Genomic DNA, 18,296 nt, shown 5'->3' with positions numbered 1-18,296 from the left:
AAGAGGTTAACCTCCAGAGTTTGGTCAGCGGTCCGAACCTTTGGTTGGTTGGCCTCTTTTACATTTAAAGAAAGTATAAATACTTTCCACTAAGGCTCAGCCCAGGTTAAGACTTGGCTTTGTCAAGTTTTCTTCAAGGTGAAAATCATGTTTTCATTATTTCTTGGTGTTTTGTTACAATAATGCTAGTTGTAAGATAGGAGGAATTTGCATGGCTGATTTTAAGAAAGTCGAATCATTCTATAGATTATTACACGAAACGGCAACGATCCTTTCTGAGAAAGAACAGACTACATATCTTGATGGTCTGATCATGACTGGAGAAAATCTGGTACAGGGTGGAATGCCTGATAAGTTTGATGAACAAACGAAGAATGATCTCATCTATAAATATGAATCAATCACATTAGATGAATTATCCAAGGAAGAAATCCGTAAAGGATACCAATTGGCGATCTTGCAAGGAATGAAAATGGGTGTACAGTCCCAACATGCGATGACACCTGATGCCGTTGCTCTTTTCGTTGGCTATTTAGTCGAAAAGGCTATGAACAAAAAGGAAAGGATCACACTTTTGGACCCAGCAATCGGGACTGGGAACCTTGTATCAGCATTCCTGAATCAAACGAAAAAGAAAGTATTCAGCTATGGTTCTGAGGTTGATGAAACGTTGATTAAGCTTGCTTATGTAAACCTGAATGCACAGGAGCACGATATTCAGCTTTATCATCAGGACAGTTTGCAGTCATTGATGATCGATCCAGTTGATCTTGTCATCACAGATCTGCCAGTCGGATATTATCCAAACGATGAGACGGCATCCACATACCGATTGAAGGCTGAAAAAGGACACTCCCTTGCCCATCATTTGATGATCGAACAAGCGTTAAACCATACAAAAGAAGGAGGTTTCCTGTTCTTCCTGATTCCGAATTTCTTATTTGCAGGCGATGAAGCTCAGAAGTTGAACAAGTACCTTAAAGAACAGGCAGTCATCCACGGGCTTCTCCAATTACCGTTGACGATGTTTAAAAAGGAAGAACAAGCGAAAAGTATCTTTTTCATCCAGAAAAGAGGTCAAGGTGTTGCAGCTCCTAAGGAAGCATTGATGGCAGAGCTTCCTAGCTTTTCGGATCCAAAAGCATTGCAATCGATCATGAAAAAAATCGATGCCTGGTTTAAGACTTCATTTACTGGTTAACTTAAACATACAAGGCTTTGTTAAATAATGATGATTAAGAATGGGTTGATTATAGCAATATTCGCGCAACTCCTGCTGGGAACAGTGAGAAAGGCGAGACCCCGCCGCTATGTTTTCAGGTAACGGACACCAGAGCCGTTATTTGTAGGCAAAATCGTTGTTTCTAAATTTTAACGGACACCACAACCGTTATTTGTGAACAAAGCAGTTGTTTTTCTATGATATTTACGAAATAAGGTCCCTGGTGTCCGTTAAGTTTGTATAATTCCATTATTTTGGTCGAATAAGGTCTCCTGTGTCCGTTAACGGGTTCGTGCAACTTGGTTTCCACCAGGATAGTTTGCTTAAGCTTCCGCTCTTCGTTTGCCCGCGGAAAGGGAATGAATTTCGCAAAATCAAGAATAAAGTTTATCAAAGTGAAAAGAGAGTATGAAATCGGATTCAAATCTGAAAATAACAAATATTGATGGAAAACGTTTTCCTTCCTTGCAGGAAACCATCGACCGGTGGTTTAATGGTAATTGGTTTTTGGGAATGAACTTGAACAACGAAGGAGTTGTCTATATATGCGAAAGGTACTCGCCATTAATGCCGGAAGTTCATCACTTAAATTTCAATTATTGAAAATGCCTGTGGAAGAAGTAGTTACCAAAGGGCTTGTCGAACGTATCGGAATTCCTGATAGTGTTTTTACAATTGAAGTGAACGGTGAAAAGGTAAAAGAAGTGACAGATATTGAGAACCATGCTGTTGCGGTTAAGATGCTGTTAGAAAAACTTATGTCCCATCAAATCATCGACTCTTACGATGAAATTGAAGGGATTGGACACCGAGTCGTACACGGCGGTGAAAAATTCAATGATTCTGTGCTGATCACAGAAGAGATCATCAAGGAAATTGAAGAGGTGTCCGACTTGGCACCACTGCATAATCCTGCAAATATCGTAGGTATTCGTGCATTTAAAGAAATCCTGCCTGATGTGCCTGCTGTAGCTGTGTTTGATACTGCGTTCCATCAAACGATGCCAGAACAATCCTATTTGTATAGCCTTCCTTATGACTACTATAAGGAATATGGTATCCGTAAGTATGGTTTTCATGGGACAAGCCATAAATATGTTTCTCAACGTTGTGCGGAATTATTAGGAAGACCGATTGAACAGTTACGGTTGATTTCTTGCCACCTTGGAAATGGTGCAAGTATCGCTGCGATTGAAGGTGGGAAATCAATCGATACGTCTATGGGCTTCACACCGCTTGCTGGTGTAACGATGGGGACCCGTTCAGGGAACATTGACCCTGCGCTCATCCCATACATCATGGAGAAAACAGGAAAAACCGCTGAAGAAGTGATGAATGTCCTCAATAAAGAAAGCGGACTTCTTGGAGTATCCGGTTTTTCCAGTGATTTAAGGGATATCGAACAGAAAGCTGCCGCTGGAAACGAAAGAGCTGAGCTGGCACTTGAAGTTTTCGGAGGAAGAATTCATAAATATATCGGCTCTTACGCTTCAAAAATGCATGGGATCGATGCAATCATTTTCACAGCCGGAATCGGTGAAAACAGTGATGTCATCCGCGAGCGAGTCCTTAAAGGCCTTGAATTCATGGGTGTTTACTGGGATCCGGCTTTAAACAAGGTTCGTGGAAAGGAAGCATTTTTGAACTATCCACACTCCCCTGTAAAAGTATTGATCATCCCTACAAACGAAGAAGTGATGATTGCAAGAGACACAGTACGACTTGCCCAATAATATATTTTCAGATTAAGAACTTCACCATGCTGGTGGAGTTCTTTTTTACTGTGATGATTTAACCAAAACCTCAAAATTGTAGGGTAAAGATCTTTAGGATAGGCTTAAGATGTTGATTTCAAACGAAAATTACGTCACTCCTGCGGGAAAAGCAAGCCAGGCGAGACCACAAGTACTCCTCAAGGGTTTACTTTCATGTGTATTATAGTCTTCGCGCTAATTTTGGTATAATGAATGAAAAGTTCTTCGTGGAGGTGTTCGGTATGGAATGGTCGCAGAACGAGAAACAAGTATGGTCTTCAATCGAAAAATGGGAGCAAGAATATTTTACATATGTTCCGACTGACTTCAACAGGACTTACGAAAAGACCTTTGTAGACGCTTTTAACAGGATAAGTCCCAATATTCGTAGTAAAGTCCTTCAAACCATCGATAACCTGCTTTTTCATTTGCATTCAATCATCTTGAACTCACAATTTCAACAAGATACGAAACAAAGGGTGTTATTGGCAGCTCAATCGATGAACAAAGATGTTGAAGTTTGGGAAGATGTACAGGATTGCAAGATCGAACAGCTTCGATACATAGCTCAACATCAAGTAGCGAAACATAGACTGCTTTCTTTTGCACAGGGTGGGCTTTCTGGAGCTGGAGGTATATTATTTTTAGGAATCGATATTCCGGCAAGCATCGCGGCACACTTGAGATCGATTCAAGTACTTGCCCTTTCGTACGGTTATTCAATCAATCAACCTTATGAAACAATGCTGTCCTTGAAGTTGTTCCATGCAGCCACTCTACCTAAACAGCATCAGCAAGAAGCCTGGGAGCAGCTGATGAGCGAGGTATTGGATCAGGAAATCAATCCGTATTTCTTTGAGTCGGATGAATTGGTTGCTGACAGTCAATGGATGAGGCATCTGGTTGGTTTGGTCGGTAAGGGAATGGTCCTTTTCATGTTAAGGAAACGTTTGATCCAGGGTATTCCGCTGATGGGGATGGTATATGGTGCAACAGCAAATTACCAGCTTTCAAGGCAAATCACAGACTTTGCGAATCAGTTTTATCAGAAACGTTGGTTATTAGAAAAACATGACTAAGAGGGTGATATGTGATGAGTGTAGAGGAACATAAACAGGAAGCACCTGATCATGTGCGGGTGATGGTCATCACCGTAAGTGATACCAGAACTGAAGAAACGGATAAGAGTGGGAAGTATATTTTAAATGCCCTTGAAGAGTATGGCCACGTAATCTCCTCTTATAAAATCGTAAAAGATGAGTCAATGATTCTTCATGAGGTATTGAAGGGCGGAACAAGTGATTCCGAAACGGATGTTATTATCATGAATGGAGGAACCGGTATAGCGAAGCGGGATATTTCTGTTGAGGTTGTCTCAGAACTTCTCGATAAAGAAATCCCTGGTTTCGGTGAACTCTTCAGGATGTTGAGTTACACAGAGGATATCGGTTCAGCAGCGATCTTGAGCAGGGCTATTGCTGGTGTCTCGAATAACACGGCGATCTTTTCAGTACCGGGCTCAAGCGGTGCGGTTAAGCTTGCTATGAATAAATTGATTCTTCCTGAAATAAATCATGTTGTTCGGGAAATAAGGAAAGACTTAGGAAAAGGATGACTCGATAGGGGTCATCCTTCTGAGTTTATTACATGCTTATGTAAAAGCACTTTGTTGATTTAAAAATGACTTTTTCTCGTTATGCGATTATCGGCACGATACCAAATCCAGAGATCATTGATGATAGAAGCTAATTCTGATATTTCAGAATTCAGTTCACAAGAACGTTCAAAGTCTTCTTCCCGATAAAGTTGGCTTTGTCTATCGTTGATTTCATTTTCGAGTTCCTTGATCCTATCAGGAATTTTACCTCGGACTGACTCCCATTCAGATAAGATCAATTCTTGTGTTTCTTTAGGATAGTTGTCCCAAGAGCGCTTTAGTAATGGCAGCTTGATTCCTAATCGCTCATTTATAGTAAATGTATAAGTCATTAGTCATTCCCCCTGCATATAACATTGTACATAAAATGGTGATATTCGGCTATCCTCAACAGATCACATTCCCTCATATTGGTTCAAATAACAAATGAGTTCCTTTCACATACTATTCAAGAAGTTCGTATGAGAAGGAGGCGACTCACCATGGATAAACAAAAGGGTAAAAACCGGCAGTATCAATTTGAAACCAATGGCGAAGTGGAAGTTCAACAACAGATCATGCAATCCTATCAAAGCGGCGTGATCGACCAGCCAGGCCCCCAAAACGTCGAAGAACAACTTAAAGAAGATGAAAATCAATTGAGATGAATTTTTCACATCTTAAAGAAAGCATAAAATACTTTCTTCAATATCAGGACAACTAATGCTTAACCTGCGCCAAAGGCTTGACTTTGCCAAGTTTTCTTTATAGCTTGACCTATATGGTGTCTGGCTGTTTCGTCAGGCACTAACATAAGTTTCTTAAACTCCCTGTGAAAACATTCGAAAAGCCTACTTTAATTATTATTTTGTGTTATGATGGCAACGTATGGAAATGCCGTAAAAATGCGCTTGTTTCAGTCATTCAAACGATATTTCCCCTTTTTCTTTTTGGCATTTGGTGTTATCTTTAAATGGCAGTCATCTTGGACTGGATTCAAGCGTTATTTTTATTGAAGATTTGTTGATTTAGGAGGTCGCAAAAAATGCGTATTGGTGTACCAAGAGAAATTAAAAACAATGAAAACCGTGTGGCAATGACACCAGCTGGAGTGGTCAATCTGACAACATCCGGGCATGAAGTTTTCATTGAAAAAGATGCAGGACTTGGATCAGGTTTTACAAATGAACAGTACCAGGAAGCTGGAGCAGTGATCGTAGATACTGCAACTGAAGCGTGGAGTATGGAAATGGTTATGAAGGTTAAAGAACCATTACCAGAAGAATACCAATATTTCCGCGAAGGACTTATTTTATTTACATATTTACATTTAGCTGCTGAACCTGAATTGACAAAAGCGCTGATTGAAAATAAAGTGGTTGGTATTGCGTATGAAACGGTACAGCTTCCAAACCGGAGTCTTCCATTGTTGACACCGATGAGTGAGGTAGCTGGAAGAATGGCTACACAAATCGGTGCCTCTTTTCTAGAAAAACCTCACGGAGGTATGGGAATCCTGCTTGGGGGAGTCCCAGGAGTGCGCAGAGGTAAGGTAACGGTCATCGGTGGAGGAGTTGCAGGGACGAATGCAGCGAAAATTGCTGTAGGTCTTGGTGCTAGTGTGACTGTCATCGACTTGAATCCAGAGCGTCTTCGCCAGTTAGATGATATTTTCGGCTCTGATATCAATACCTTGATGTCTAACCCTTTGAACATCGCCGAGGCAGTAGTGGATTCAGATCTTGTCATTGGTGCTGTGCTGATCCCTGGAGCTAAAGCGCCTAAATTGGTTACAGAAGAAATGATCGAGTCTATGAGAAAAGGATCGGTTCTTGTAGATGTGGCAATCGACCAGGGCGGTATTTTTGAAACGACAGATCGCATTACAACACATGATAATCCAACGTATGAGAAACATGGAGTTGTCCATTATGCTGTTGCAAACATGCCAGGTGCGGTTCCGCGTACTTCTACGATTGCATTGACGAATGTTACAGTCCCATATGCATTACAAATTGCAGATAAGGGATATGTGAAAGCATGCAGTGATAATGAAGCGCTTCTTAAAGGCATTAACACGCTCGACGGTTATGTCACTTATGAGGCAGTATCAGAAGCACATGGATTGGAATATAACGATGTAAGAGAAATGCTCTCAAATAAAAGATAATTCGAAATGACCTGAGACTGGCACTGTGGTGTCAGTCTTTTCTTGTATTAATATAAGTTTAGACTATGACTTTGAGCAGGCTTGGTATATTACCTGCTCTTGTTTAGTTTTGATTTCAAACAAAACAGGCTTCTCGTCAGTTTTCCAGTGACCTACGTGATTAGGCAGGTCGATTCCGCTTTTCGTTTACCCGCGGAGAGGGAGTGAATTTCGCAGAAATCGAAAACAAATATATTAAAGTTTTTAAATTCGAATTCGGATGTGTAAAATGAAGGGTGAAACGGGTACAAAATGGATAGGCTCTCGTTTTGGTAGTAAGAATGGGCTACTTAGTTTCCGGCAAATTGCGCAATCCTTGTCTTTTAGTTTCTGTCAGAAGGAAACGGAAAGACTGAAGGAGAAGGAATTAAACAGATACTAAATTATGAAAGAGGAGAGATCTTGAATGAAAGTAACGTATTATGGACATTCAGTAGTCGCTATTGAAACAAATGGAAAATCGATTTGGATTGATCCTTTCATTACAGGCAATGATCAATGTCATATCAAAGCGGATGAGGTAAAAGCTGATGTGATCTTACTTACTCATGGTCACAATGATCATGTAGGAGATACAGTTGATATTGCAAAGCGAAACAATGCTTTGGTCGTAGCACCATTTGAATTGGCGAATTATCTAGGTACGAAAGATGTGGAAACCCACCCGATGCATATCGGCGGGGCCTATCAATTTGACTTCGGAAAAGTGAAGTTGACGCAAGCTTTTCATGGTTCAAGCTATGCCGAAGAGGATGGTACGGTCATTTATACAGGAATGCCAGCGGGAATCCTCTTTACTGCAGAAGATAAAACTGTTTACCATGCTGGTGATACAGCACTGTTTTCAGATATGAAATTAATTGGCGATCAGAACTACATCAATCTAGCTTTCTTGCCAATCGGAGACAATTTCACGATGGGGCCAGAAGATGCTTCCATTGCTGCAAGCTGGTTGAAGGCGAACTATGTCGTACCGGTACATTACAATACGTTCCCTGTAATTGAACAAGATCCTGAAGCGTTTGTAAATGAGTTGGAAGGTAAAAAAGGACAAGTTCTGAAATCTGGAGAATCCATCGAACTTTAATACACGTTTTCTTCTTTCTTAAAAGGGGTCTGCATAGGTTAAATATAAGGACATCCCTCATGTACAAGGAAGGAGAACGATTATGAAGAATAGACTGATTTTATCGTTATTGAGTGCCCTTGCACTTGTCTACTTTGCTGTTCCTTATCTACCTGAGATCGGGACAGGATTAGGCGGATGGTTTTCTGGGGTTTGGTTATTCTTTGCTTTGCTCGTTATAGGCGGAAATTTTTCTGTGTTGCTGTTCCAAAAGTATCCTCAAGAATCAAAACAAACGATAACACTGAGACGCCCGGTAAAAGAACGCAAGAGAATCAGACAGCATTGATGTAAAGGTATACCCTTAGTATAATAGGAAAGACTTAGCAATTTGCGGAGATCGGTTTTATTAGAAAGATTGGTGAAATGATGTCAACAAAACATGAACAAATATTAGAGTATATCGAAACACTGGAAATCGGCAGTAAAATTTCTGTCAGACAAATTGCAAAAGCTCTTTCTGTTAGTGAGGGTACAGCCTACAGGGCAATAAAAGATGCAGAAAACCAGGGGACGGTCAGCACGATAGAGCGGGTCGGCACAATCCGTATTGAAAAGAAACGAAAAGAAAATATCGAGAAACTGACCTATGCTGAAGTCGTCAATGTTGTCGAGGGACAAGTTCTCGGTGGGAAAAAAGGGCTGCATAAGACACTGAACAAATTCGTCATCGGTGCCATGAAACTTGAGGCGATGATGCGATATGTGGATCCTGACAGCTTGCTGATCGTTGGAAACCGTACCAAAGCACATGCGCTTGGTTTGAAAGCCGGAGCCGCTGTGTTGATTACTGGTGGTTTTGATACAGATGAAACGGTTATGAAACTCGCGGATGAATTAGAACTTCCCGTCATTTCAACTAGTTATGACACATTTACGGTAGCGACGATGATCAATCGTGCCATTTATGACCAATTGATCAAAAAGGAGATCGTCCTCGTAAGTGATATCACCATTCCGGTTGAGCAGACCAATTATCTTGTTAATGATGAGAAGGTTACGAAATGGTATGAGTTGAATAAAGAAACCGACCACAGCCGATATCCTGTAGTGGATAAGAAGAACCGGATCGTGGGTATTGTGACTTCCAAAGATATCATTGGTAAAAACAATGATTTGGCGATTGAAAAGGTGATGACAAAAAATCCGATCACTGTCAGCGCGACGACATCTGTTGCAAACGCAGCCCATATGATGATTTGGGAGGGCATAGAACTTTTACCGGTCGTGGATTCCCAACAAACACTGCAAGGGATCATCAGCAGGCAAGATGTGTTGAAAGCCCTGCAAATGATTCAAAAACAACCGCAGATCGGCGAAACATTTGATGACTTGATTACAAGTAATGTCCGTGATAATGAAAATGAACAAGATGTGTTTTTCACCTGTGAAGTCACTCCACAGATGACGAATTATTTAGGGACATTATCTTATGGCGTGATGACAACATTGGTTTCCGAGGTCGGGAGCAGGGCTCTGCGCAAGAAGAAGAAGGGTGACCTTGTTGTAGAAAATATCACTTTGTACTTCTTAAAGCCTGTGCAAATCGATAGTAAGATTACGATCCGACCAAAGATCCTAGAACTGAGCAGACGGTATGGGAAAGTTGACGTCGAAATCTATCATGAAGGGGAAGTAGTCGGAAAAGCCCTCATGATGGCCCAACTTATCGAACGCCACCTTTAATGAACTTCTAAATGAGGCTGTCCAATAAGTGTTTCACACTAATTGGACAGCCTCCAAATAATCTATGAATTGGGTTGTTCTCTCTCCTCTATAGCAAGGGGAAGGAAGTACTTATACGCTTTATATCCCATGAATGCATTGATCAAACCTAAAACCAGAAACACACCGCCGATGACCAGATCATAGGTGGACTCATTGATGAACAAACGGTTTAGTCCGAATATTCCTATGAAAACACCAAGAGCGATGTTAGCCTTCGATTTCGTCCATTTCTTCTCATAAGGAGCCTTTACGCGGAACTCTTTGATCTTATAGAATATATAAAGGCTGATTGATAAAACGATAATGATGATGAATACAGGCATGATAATCCTCCAATACAGTTGAATCATTCGAGTACCATTGTATAGAAAAAAGGATATAAAATCTATACTTAGTCGTTATCTAAAGTGAACATTAGGTTACAGTTAAAGGAGTCCGTAATGAAAGAACAAATCATACAGAAGATCAAAGAATATGAAAAAATCATCATCCACCGCCATGTGCGTCCAGATCCGGATGCTCTCGGTTCACAAGGTGGATTATCTGAAGTTTTAAAATCTTCTTTCCCGGACAAATCGATATATGTCGTTGGTGAAGAAGAAGATTCCCTGAAATTCATGATTGAAATGGACACCATTCCAGATAGTGTTTATGATGGTGCACTCGTCATCATTTGTGATACCGCCAATCAAGCACGGATCAGTGATCAAAGATACCCTTCCGGGGATTTCATCATTAAAATCGATCACCACCCAAACGAAGATCATTATGGTGATCTGATCTGGGTCGATACAGATGCAAGTAGTGTAAGTGAAATGATTTATGAGTTTTACTTATATGGAAAGGAAAAACACCAGTTCAAGCTTTCAGATAAAGGTGCAGGATTGCTTTATGCAGGAATCGTAGGAGATACGGGGAGATTCCTGTTTCCGAATACGACTGAGAAAACGATGAAATATGCAGGTGAATTACGGAATTATGAATTCGATATCTCTGCAGTTTATGAAGAGATGTATAAAGTGAAATTGAACTTAGCACGATTGAATGGTCATGTCTTATCCAATTTCAAATATCTCGATCCTGGTGTAGGTTATATGTACTTGACGCGGGAAGTTATGGAGAAATTCAATACGACCCCGAATGAATCATCTTTACTTGTCAATTCTTTCTCGAACGTGGAAGGACTTATGACCTGGGTGTTCTTTGTAGAGGAACCTGATCAATATCGTGTTAGACTTCGTTCCAAAGGACCCATCGTCAACACGATTGCAGCCAAATATAATGGCGGAGGGCATCCAATGGCTTCGGGGGCTACCGTCTATACCATCGAAGAGACTGAACAGATCATTGAGGATCTCGTTGAAGCTTGTCATTCATATAAATCAAAATAGGCTTTATTCCCTTTATACGGATTCGCCCTTTCCCGGGCAAACGAAAATCGGAAGCAACCCGATTAGTTACGAAGGTTACTTGATGACTGACTATCCTTAACGGACACAGGAGCCCTTATTTGACCAAAATAATGGAATTTTACAAACTTAACGGACACCAGGGACCTTATTTCGTGAATATCATAGGAAATCCACTGTTTTGTTCACAAATAACGGCTCTCATGTCCGTTAACTGGAAGCATGGCTGTTGGTTACACTTGGTTCGCATATCCCGCATGAGGGTTCACTCACAAAAAATAATAGCCCCAGTTCCTTTATTGAAAAAGGCGGGGCTATGTTTTCATTTCATTATAATTGTTGTTTGGCTGGGATGAACCAGGAACCAATTTCTGTCACGTCCTCTACAAATTCGATATTTAGTTCAGTCGCTTGCTTCTTAATCAGTTCGGCAACTTCTTTCGTTTCTGCAAATGCAGAATAGCCATTTTTCAACTTTTCGACTTTCGCTTTTGCCATTTCTTTTCGATTGATGATCATACACAATCCCCCTAAACACGTTTATTCCTATTTATATTGTATACGATGTGCATGTACTTTGCTAACGATGAAACTCAAATGTCTCACAATTGTCAAAAAACAAGCCTATTTTACCTGTTCGATTTTCAAATATAAACGTAATGTTGTATAAAGATGCATTTGATAGACTTTTACATTATACTCTTCTTTTCCGATCAGAAAGTTTTTGTTTTCAAGCGTCCGGATCAATAAATTAGCGTTTTGACCGACTGATTCAATATCTTTTGTCAACACGTCATGGAGCTCTGATTTCACTGCATTTTCAAGCTCGATTATCTGTAGTCCTTTCAATCCTGCCTGTTCCCGATTTAAAAAGGTGACTTTAATCTCTTGAATGCGAAGCTTCTTTTCATTTTCTTTATTTTTTTCTTCATAATCTTGTTTGAAATGTTTGAATTCATCGTTCAAGCCTCTAATCTTTTCATCCCTTCGATCGATCTCAGTCATGTAAAAATCCTGTAAACCACCTAAACTCAAAAGAAAAAAGAACCACCCAATGATGAAGCCGATCACAATGCCGGCAAAAAACCTCTGATACCCTTTACGGCGATAGAGGGGAGGAATCCTCATCTTCTAATCCTCCTGTGTAATCCATTGAATGATCACCCCGCCTGAATTTGCTCCAAGGAGAGCGGAGACGATATAGAGGATTTGCTTTATGACTTCTATCCATGCTTCACTTTCGAACCCTCTTTCAAAATTATCGATTGTATCGAAAGTCCCTCCGATTGCAGCGACAATCGCCCATATTTTCAAGCTCTTAGATAATTGTGTCATTGAAAGGAATGGTGGCTTTCCAGTCAACATCATCCCGATCGCCCCGACCAAGCACCCACCTAATATGATTCCAAAGGCTATACAATAATAAATGATAGTTGTTGAAACAAATTCTCTGACCAAGCAGATCCCACCTTTAACTTGAGAATCTGATATTCTGATATACCCTCTCTATTTATAAGTATGGACAACCACAAATAAGTATGCTTCATTTCATGTTGTCACTGTCTTGTATATAATGAAAATAGGAAAAGGAAGAAGGGGGTGACTCAAATGGGATTTGTTCATTTGCATGTACATAGTGAATACTCATTGTTGGAAAGTGCTTGCAGGATAGACAGGTTGACCGAACGTGCAAAAGAATATCGGATGTCTGCGTTAGCACTTACTGATCGAAATGTCATGTATGGCATACTCTCGTTCTATAAATCTTGTAAGGAAAAAGGGATAAAACCGATTCTTGGCCTGGAAGTCGATATTCATTTTTCTGCCGACGAGAATTCGTCTCCGGCCAAACTTCTGTTATATGCAAAAGATGATATCGGTTATCGGCAATTGATCAAAATAAGTTCCATGCTCCAGACATATAAGGGGAAAGAGCAGCCAGCACTTGGACTGGCTGATATTCATAGGTTCAGCGAGGGGCTTCTTGCTGTATCAACCGGGGTGAGCGGGATTATCCAGCGCTTTCTCCAGACTGACATGCAGATCGCTGTACAGATGTGCAGTAAAATGAAGAAGTCATTCGGCGAAGATTTTTATTTAGGGATAGAGGATCACGGAATTGGAAGGGAAAAAGAGCTCAATCTGAATGTCAATCAACTTTCAAAGCAGACTGATACTCCGGTGGTGGCAACGAATAATATCCATTACATAGACCAAGACGATGCGAATGCGTTTGAGGCATTGCGCGCCATAAAGTTTGGCACGAAACTGACCGATGTAGATCACGAGCGGTTTCCGACGAATGAGCACTATTTCAAATCCATCCCGGAGATGGAAGCACATTTTGCTCATATCCAGGAAGCGATCCAAAACACAGAAGAGATTGCTGCCAAATGTAATGTAACACTGGAATTCGGGAATCCGATCCTCCCCCATTATCCATTACCTTCAGATGAGACAAGTGGTTCTTATTTGAGGAAGCTTTGTGAAGAAGGGGTCAGAGAGCGGTATGGTGCCAATCTAACTTCCGAAGTGATCAACCGCCTGGATTACGAATTGAATATTATTCAGGAAATGGGTTTCAATGATTATTTCTTGATCGTTTGGGATTTCATGAAGTTTGCCAGAGAAAATGGAATCATGACAGGACCTGGACGGGGATCGGCAGCAGGTTCACTTGTGTCATACGTGTTATATATTACTCAAGTCGATCCGATCGACCAGGAACTCCTTTTTGAGCGGTTTTTGAACCCCGAACGAGTGACGATGCCTGATATTGACATTGACTTTCCTGATACCCGTAGAGACGAAGTCATCGAATATGTTTCGAATAAATATGGGAAAGAACGAGTGGCGCAAATCATTACGTTCGGTACATTGGCTGCAAAGGCCGCTGTAAGGGATGTCGGGCGTGTATTGAATCTCGATAACCGCCTTGTCGATAAGGTTGCTAAACAAATCCCTTCAAGGCCAGGGATTACGTTGGAAAAAGCAGTCAACGAGTCCCCCTTGCTTAAAAAGACGCTTGATCAATCTGAAGAAGCCCAGACTTTATGGAATATTTCAAGAACGATCGAAGGACTCCCGAGACACTCATCAACACATGCAGCAGGAATCATCATCAGCAGAGATCCTCTCAATGAGGTTGTGCCCACACAGACAGGAAGCGAATTCCTTGATCTGACACAATATACGATGGATGGTCTGGAAGAGATCGGACTCCTTAAAATGGACTTTCTAGGTCTTCGTAATTTAACTTTGCTGGAAAACATCAGAACCTCGATTAAGAGAAGTATTGGAGAGGAAGTGTTTCTCAACGACCTGCCGTTTGATGATGACAGGGCATATCAGCTATTAAGCAAAGGGGATACAACAGGAATTTTCCAATTGGAATCTGATGGCATGAGGAAAGTGCTACGAAAGTTGAAGCCTACAGAATTCGAGGACATCGTCGCGGTCAATGCTTTATATAGACCAGGTCCGATGGAAAACATCCCAGCCTACATCGAGCGCAAGCATCAAAAGACTAAGGTGAACTACCCTCATCCTGATCTGGAACAGATTTTAGGCAAAACCTACGGAGTCATAGTTTATCAGGAGCAAATCATGCAGATTGCTTCGACTATGGCAGGATTTTCTCTAGGGGAAGCTGATTTGCTCAGAAGGGCAGTAAGTAAGAAAAAAGCAGAAGTCCTTCATGAACAGAGGAATCATTTCGTGACTGGGGCGACTCGCAAAGGGTATGACGTGGATGTCGCAAATGACATTTACGATTTGATCGTCAGGTTTGCTAATTATGGGTTCAACCGTTCCCATGCTGTGGCGTACAGTGTTATCGCTTATCAATTGGCTTATTTGAAAGCGAATTATCCGTTGCACTTCCTTGCTGAACTGTTGAGCAGTACAGTTGGTAATCATGGGAAAACAGCAGCTTATCTAAGCGAGGCACGTCAAAAAGGGATGCAGGTATATCCCCCTTCAATCAATGAAAGCGATGCAGGCTTCAAGGTCGAGGACGATGGCTTACGGATGGGTTTTCTTGTTATTAAAAATGTGGGTATCAGAGCAATCGAAGCGATATTACGAGAACGGCATAGGGGACCTTATTTGGATATCTTCGACTTGTGTAAAAGGGTATCTCTGAAAACGATGAATAAACGATCGTTGGAGTCACTGATCCTTGCAGGATGTCTCGATGTTTTTTCAACCAACCGGGCTCAGCTTCTGGCAAATCTCGATGTCGCCATCGATTATGGTGCAAAAATCCAAAAGGCGAAGGAAGAAGATCAAATCGATTTATTCGAAAATGATCAAAGCTCTGATCAACCTGTGATGGAAGACGTTCCGCCGTTTCAAGATAAGGAAACCCTGCAGTTCGAATTTGAAGTGTTAGGCTTTTATTTGACAGGACATCCTTTAGAAGAGTTTAATCAGGTCCTTGATGTTTACAACCGTAGTAAAATTGGTGAGATTGATAACAAGGAGCAACAGATTCGACTAGGCGTCTTGGTCACAAAAGCAAAATTGATCAAAACAAAAAAAGGAGATTGGATGGCTTTTGTCCAGTTCAGTGACGAAACAGGAGAAATCGAAGGAATCGTTTTCCCGAAAGCTTATCAGCAAAATGCTGAATTATATCAAGACGGAAGTCTTCTTCTTGTCGAAGGGAAAGTGGACCCGTCTGATGGATTGAAGGTCATCATTGATAAAGCTGCTGATCTTCAAACACTCCCGAAACCAAATGAGAAGAAAACGAATAGTCTATTTCTTAAGGTAGAACCATCCCAACAAGAACGAGGGGTACTCCATGAAATCAAAAAAATCGTTCTCCAATATCCGGGAAACACCGACGTCATTTTGTATTACGAACAGGACAGAAAAACTGTAAAATTATCAAAGGAGTTCAGCATTGACCCTACTCGGGAATGTGTTGTAAAGTTTGAAGCGTTGCTTGGCACACAAAATGTCGTTTTAAAATAAAACGTTAATTCTTTACAGCTTGACCAGGTTTGTTATAATGGATAGGTCGATAGGTGGTCTGACCACTTCGGGTTATATGATTATACAAATGTTCAGCATTGTAAAAAACAATGTGTTCTGTTTATTTTTCTGTTTATTTTAAGGTGTATTTTATGCTTCAATAGACGTAGCTATTATTTAAAAATAAGGCTTTGTTATCTTTATTGTTGAGATCGGGAGTCGTAAATTTCACTTGAAGAAATTTTTAATGAAGAATCAACTTTAGAATGAACAAAGCTAAATGGATAAGGGAGATGAACTTATGTCTGTTTCTCGAGAAGAAGCACTGCATATGCACAGAATCAACCAAGGTAAACTAGAATCTAAAGCAAAAGTACCAGTGAGAAATGCGACTGATTTGAGTCTTGCTTATTCTCCTGGTGTCGCAGAACCTTGCAAGGATATTTATGAAGATAAAAACAGAGTCTATGAATATACAATGAAAGGGAATACTGTTGCTGTAGTTTCTGACGGAACAGCGGTACTGGGACTCGGCAATATCGGCCCTGAAGCAGCACTCCCTGTCATGGAAGGAAAGGCTGTCCTATTCAAAAGCTTCGCTGGAGTAGACGCGTTCCCGATTTGTCTTGATACGAATGATGTCGATCAAATTGTACAGACAGTCAAATTGCTCGAACCGACTTTCGGTGGGGTCAATCTGGAAGATATCGCTGCGCCAAATTGTTTCATAATCGAAGAGCGTTTGAAGAAGGAAACGAACATTCCGATTTTCCATGATGATCAACACGGTACCGCAATCGTAACATTGGCTGGGTTGGTGAATGCTCTTAAATTGACTGGAAAGTCGATGTCATCCATCAAAGTCGTAGTAAATGGTGCCGGTTCTGCTGGAATCGCCATCATCAAGCTCCTGAACAGATTCGGTGTCAAAGACATCATCATGTGTGACTCTAAAGGTGCGATCTATGAAGGACGTCCTTATGGGATGAACAGGGTCAAAGCTGAGGTTGCTCATTTTACGAACCGGCAGCAAGTAGAAGGATCGTTAGAAGAAGCGGTCAAAGGAATGGATGTCTTTATCGGTGTATCTGTTGAAGGGGCATTGACTCCTGACATGGTGAAAACAATGAACGATGATCCGATCATCTTCGCTATGGCGAACCCAGTCCCTGAAATCATGCCGGTTGAAGCGAAGGAAGCAGGTGCTAAAGTGATTGGAACAGGCCGGTCTGACTTTGCCAACCAGGTGAATAACGTCCTTGCTTTCCCAGGGATTTTCCGTGGAGCACTAGATACCCGTGCTACACACATAAACGAAGAAATGAAGATCGCAGCTGTTTATGCAATTGCTGATCTTATTCAACCGACTGAGTTAGCAGATGACTATGTCATTCCGGCACCTTTTGATCCGAGAGTTGCCCCTGCAGTAGCGGCTTCAGTGGCAAAAGCGGCAATGGAAACAGGTGTGGCTCGAATCGAGGTCGATCCTGAGGAAATTGCAGCGAAAACCCGTCGTTTAGCTCTGATTGATGAAAAATAAACCAGCCTCTAAAAGTGGGTGCCTTATTAATGACAACCAAACCTCGTGAAAAAATGTTCGTAGAGATTTTAAATAAGCTGAAAACGATCATGTTTGATGACCAGCTTCAACCGGGGGACAAGCTGCCTTCAGAAAGAGAATTGTCAGAAAGGCTCAATGTCGGCAGATCTTCTGTCCGTGAAGCACTGAGGGCTATGGAATTACTAGGGTTGATTGAAACACGTAGAGGCGAAGGGACATTTATTAAAGAGCCAAGGAAGCATCGCCTTGTCGAGGTGCTTGCTTCCTTTATCTTGAATGATGCAACAGCAAGGAAGGAACTCGCAGAAACCAGAAACCTCATTGAGAAAAATGCGATTGTACTTGCTGCTGAACGAAGGACGAATGAACAGGTTTTGAAATTACAGGCTCAGCTTGAACGTATGGAGAAATACGATACAAAAGGAGTCCCTTCTCCAATAGATTGGGACTTCTTCAAAATTATTTTTGATGCAGCGCAAAATTTTTTGTTGTACCGGCTATGGGTTGAATTGAATGAGTACGATGATACAGGTTCCACTCGGGATCACACCTATTGTGTATCCGACTACCGGCACATTGCATCGTTGATCCAGGCTGGGGTGGAAGAAACGCAGTTAGCTTCCATTCAGAGATTTCAGCAGTAATAAAATTTAAAATAAATGGTTCTGTAC

General features: G+C 41.2%; 18 protein-coding genes. 13 read left to right on the top strand and 5 right to left on the bottom strand.

From position 1 onward, the window contains the following. Positions 1-211: 211 nt before the first annotated feature. From N8M93_RS15380 to N8M93_RS15365, 4 genes are all read left to right on the top strand, one after another. Positions 212-1,201, top strand: coding sequence for a class I SAM-dependent methyltransferase (locus N8M93_RS15380; protein WP_261133271.1), 990 nt, complete (start codon positions 212-214; stop codon positions 1,199-1,201). Positions 1,202-1,767: 566 nt separating this feature from the next. After that, entirely contained in the window at positions 1,768-2,955 is a 1,188-nt protein-coding gene (locus N8M93_RS15375; RefSeq protein WP_261133269.1) for an acetate kinase, read from the top strand. Between the two features lie 263 nt (positions 2,956-3,218). Next, complete coding sequence (locus N8M93_RS15370) at positions 3,219-4,055, top strand: EcsC family protein (protein ID WP_261133267.1); 837 nt, start codon at positions 3,219-3,221, stop codon at positions 4,053-4,055. Between the two features lie 14 nt (positions 4,056-4,069). Then, on the top strand, positions 4,070-4,591 hold the full coding sequence (locus tag N8M93_RS15365) for a molybdenum cofactor biosynthesis protein B (RefSeq protein ID WP_261133265.1): 522 nt from the start codon (positions 4,070-4,072) through the stop codon (positions 4,589-4,591). Positions 4,592-4,650: 59 nt separating this feature from the next. Here N8M93_RS15365 and N8M93_RS15360 read toward each other — a convergent pair whose 3' ends face one another. Next, on the bottom strand, positions 4,651-4,965 hold the full coding sequence (locus tag N8M93_RS15360) for a hypothetical protein (RefSeq protein WP_261133263.1): 315 nt from the start codon (positions 4,963-4,965) through the stop codon (positions 4,651-4,653). A gap of 150 nt (positions 4,966-5,115) precedes the next feature. Here N8M93_RS15360 and N8M93_RS15355 point away from each other — a divergent pair, with 150 nt between their 5' ends. The 5 genes from N8M93_RS15355 to N8M93_RS15335 all read left to right on the top strand — a co-directional run bounded on the left by N8M93_RS15355 (position 5,116) and on the right by N8M93_RS15335 (position 9,633). Then, positions 5,116-5,280 (top strand): hypothetical protein, encoded by a 165-nt coding sequence (locus N8M93_RS15355; protein ID WP_261133260.1) that lies wholly within the window; start codon positions 5,116-5,118, stop codon positions 5,278-5,280. A 377-nt stretch (positions 5,281-5,657) separates the two neighbouring features. After that, positions 5,658-6,782: an alanine dehydrogenase gene (gene ald / locus N8M93_RS15350; protein WP_261133258.1), complete on the top strand. Its 1,125-nt coding sequence runs from the start codon at positions 5,658-5,660 to the stop codon at positions 6,780-6,782. Between the two features lie 445 nt (positions 6,783-7,227). Further along, on the top strand, positions 7,228-7,908 hold the full coding sequence (locus tag N8M93_RS15345; protein WP_261133254.1) for a metal-dependent hydrolase: 681 nt from the start codon (positions 7,228-7,230) through the stop codon (positions 7,906-7,908). Between the two features lie 82 nt (positions 7,909-7,990). Then, a complete protein-coding gene (locus tag N8M93_RS15340; RefSeq protein WP_261133252.1) occupies positions 7,991-8,236 on the top strand; it encodes a hypothetical protein in 246 nt (81 codons plus the stop codon). An 80-nt stretch (positions 8,237-8,316) separates the two neighbouring features. Then, positions 8,317-9,633 (top strand): CBS domain-containing protein, encoded by a 1,317-nt coding sequence (locus N8M93_RS15335; RefSeq protein ID WP_261133250.1) that lies wholly within the window; start codon positions 8,317-8,319, stop codon positions 9,631-9,633. 62 nt (positions 9,634-9,695) lie between these two features. Here the strand turns inward: N8M93_RS15335 and N8M93_RS15330 are convergent, their stop codons facing one another. Further along, a complete protein-coding gene (locus tag N8M93_RS15330) occupies positions 9,696-9,998 on the bottom strand; it encodes a YtpI family protein (RefSeq protein WP_261133248.1) in 303 nt (100 codons plus the stop codon). Positions 9,999-10,115: 117 nt separating this feature from the next. On the opposite strand from N8M93_RS15330, the gene N8M93_RS15325 reads away from it, so the two are divergent. Further along, positions 10,116-11,066, top strand: coding sequence for a bifunctional oligoribonuclease/PAP phosphatase NrnA (locus tag N8M93_RS15325; protein ID WP_261133246.1), 951 nt, complete (start codon positions 10,116-10,118; stop codon positions 11,064-11,066). A 348-nt stretch (positions 11,067-11,414) separates the two neighbouring features. Here N8M93_RS15325 and N8M93_RS15320 read toward each other — a convergent pair whose 3' ends face one another. The 3 genes from N8M93_RS15320 to N8M93_RS15310 all read right to left on the bottom strand — a co-directional run bounded on the left by N8M93_RS15320 (position 11,415) and on the right by N8M93_RS15310 (position 12,542). Next, entirely contained in the window at positions 11,415-11,603 is a 189-nt protein-coding gene (locus tag N8M93_RS15320) for a hypothetical protein (RefSeq protein ID WP_261133244.1), read from the bottom strand. A gap of 105 nt (positions 11,604-11,708) precedes the next feature. Beyond that, positions 11,709-12,212 (bottom strand): sporulation membrane protein YtrI, encoded by a 504-nt coding sequence (gene ytrI, locus N8M93_RS15315; protein WP_261133242.1) that lies wholly within the window; start codon positions 12,210-12,212, stop codon positions 11,709-11,711. A gap of 3 nt (positions 12,213-12,215) precedes the next feature. Next, positions 12,216-12,542 (bottom strand): YtrH family sporulation protein, encoded by a 327-nt coding sequence (locus N8M93_RS15310; RefSeq protein WP_260412276.1) that lies wholly within the window; start codon positions 12,540-12,542, stop codon positions 12,216-12,218. A gap of 150 nt (positions 12,543-12,692) precedes the next feature. On the opposite strand from N8M93_RS15310, the gene N8M93_RS15305 reads away from it, so the two are divergent. From N8M93_RS15305 to N8M93_RS15295, 3 genes are all read left to right on the top strand, one after another. After that, complete coding sequence (locus N8M93_RS15305; RefSeq protein WP_261133237.1) at positions 12,693-16,064, top strand: DNA polymerase III subunit alpha; 3,372 nt, start codon at positions 12,693-12,695, stop codon at positions 16,062-16,064. A 301-nt stretch (positions 16,065-16,365) separates the two neighbouring features. Then, the gene (locus N8M93_RS15300) at positions 16,366-17,604 is read left to right on the top strand and encodes an NADP-dependent malic enzyme (RefSeq protein WP_261133236.1); all 1,239 of its coding nucleotides are present in this window, start codon (positions 16,366-16,368) and stop codon (positions 17,602-17,604) included. 29 nt (positions 17,605-17,633) lie between these two features. Then, positions 17,634-18,269 carry a FadR/GntR family transcriptional regulator gene (locus N8M93_RS15295; RefSeq protein WP_261133235.1) on the top strand — a complete coding sequence of 212 codons (636 nt, stop codon included), beginning with the start codon at positions 17,634-17,636 and terminating at the stop codon, positions 18,267-18,269. Positions 18,270-18,296 lie beyond the last annotated feature (27 nt).

It is taken from the genome of Bacillus sp. Marseille-Q3570, assembly GCF_946151055.1.
In the GTDB taxonomy this organism is placed as follows: Bacteria; Bacillota; Bacilli; order Bacillales; family Fictibacillaceae; genus Pseudalkalibacillus.
This window is presented reverse-complemented; position numbering and strand designations above follow the sequence as displayed.

What these genes read in the sequence shown, in the direction of transcription:
- N8M93_RS15380 (WP_261133271.1), top strand. Translation starts at nt 212, where the DNA reads ATGGCTGATTTTAAGAAAGTCGAATCATTCTATAGATTATTACACGAA.
- N8M93_RS15375 (WP_261133269.1), top strand. Translation starts at nt 1,768, where the DNA reads ATGCGAAAGGTACTCGCCATTAATGCCGGAAGTTCATCACTTAAATTT.
- N8M93_RS15370 (WP_261133267.1), top strand. Translation starts at nt 3,219, where the DNA reads ATGGAATGGTCGCAGAACGAGAAACAAGTATGGTCTTCAATCGAAAAA.
- N8M93_RS15365 (WP_261133265.1), top strand. Translation starts at nt 4,070, where the DNA reads ATGAGTGTAGAGGAACATAAACAGGAAGCACCTGATCATGTGCGGGTG.
- N8M93_RS15360 (WP_261133263.1), bottom strand. Translation starts at nt 4,965, where the DNA reads ATGACTTATACATTTACTATAAATGAGCGATTAGGAATCAAGCTGCCA.
- N8M93_RS15355 (WP_261133260.1), top strand. Translation starts at nt 5,116, where the DNA reads ATGGATAAACAAAAGGGTAAAAACCGGCAGTATCAATTTGAAACCAAT.
- ald (WP_261133258.1), top strand. Translation starts at nt 5,658, where the DNA reads ATGCGTATTGGTGTACCAAGAGAAATTAAAAACAATGAAAACCGTGTG.
- N8M93_RS15345 (WP_261133254.1), top strand. Translation starts at nt 7,228, where the DNA reads ATGAAAGTAACGTATTATGGACATTCAGTAGTCGCTATTGAAACAAAT.
- N8M93_RS15340 (WP_261133252.1), top strand. Translation starts at nt 7,991, where the DNA reads ATGAAGAATAGACTGATTTTATCGTTATTGAGTGCCCTTGCACTTGTC.
- N8M93_RS15335 (WP_261133250.1), top strand. Translation starts at nt 8,317, where the DNA reads ATGTCAACAAAACATGAACAAATATTAGAGTATATCGAAACACTGGAA.
- N8M93_RS15330 (WP_261133248.1), bottom strand. Translation starts at nt 9,998, where the DNA reads ATGCCTGTATTCATCATCATTATCGTTTTATCAATCAGCCTTTATATA.
- N8M93_RS15325 (WP_261133246.1), top strand. Translation starts at nt 10,116, where the DNA reads ATGAAAGAACAAATCATACAGAAGATCAAAGAATATGAAAAAATCATC.
- N8M93_RS15320 (WP_261133244.1), bottom strand. Translation starts at nt 11,603, where the DNA reads ATGATCATCAATCGAAAAGAAATGGCAAAAGCGAAAGTCGAAAAGTTG.
- ytrI (WP_261133242.1), bottom strand. Translation starts at nt 12,212, where the DNA reads ATGAGGATTCCTCCCCTCTATCGCCGTAAAGGGTATCAGAGGTTTTTT.
- N8M93_RS15305 (WP_261133237.1), top strand. Translation starts at nt 12,693, where the DNA reads ATGGGATTTGTTCATTTGCATGTACATAGTGAATACTCATTGTTGGAA.
- N8M93_RS15300 (WP_261133236.1), top strand. Translation starts at nt 16,366, where the DNA reads ATGTCTGTTTCTCGAGAAGAAGCACTGCATATGCACAGAATCAACCAA.
- N8M93_RS15295 (WP_261133235.1), top strand. Translation starts at nt 17,634, where the DNA reads ATGACAACCAAACCTCGTGAAAAAATGTTCGTAGAGATTTTAAATAAG.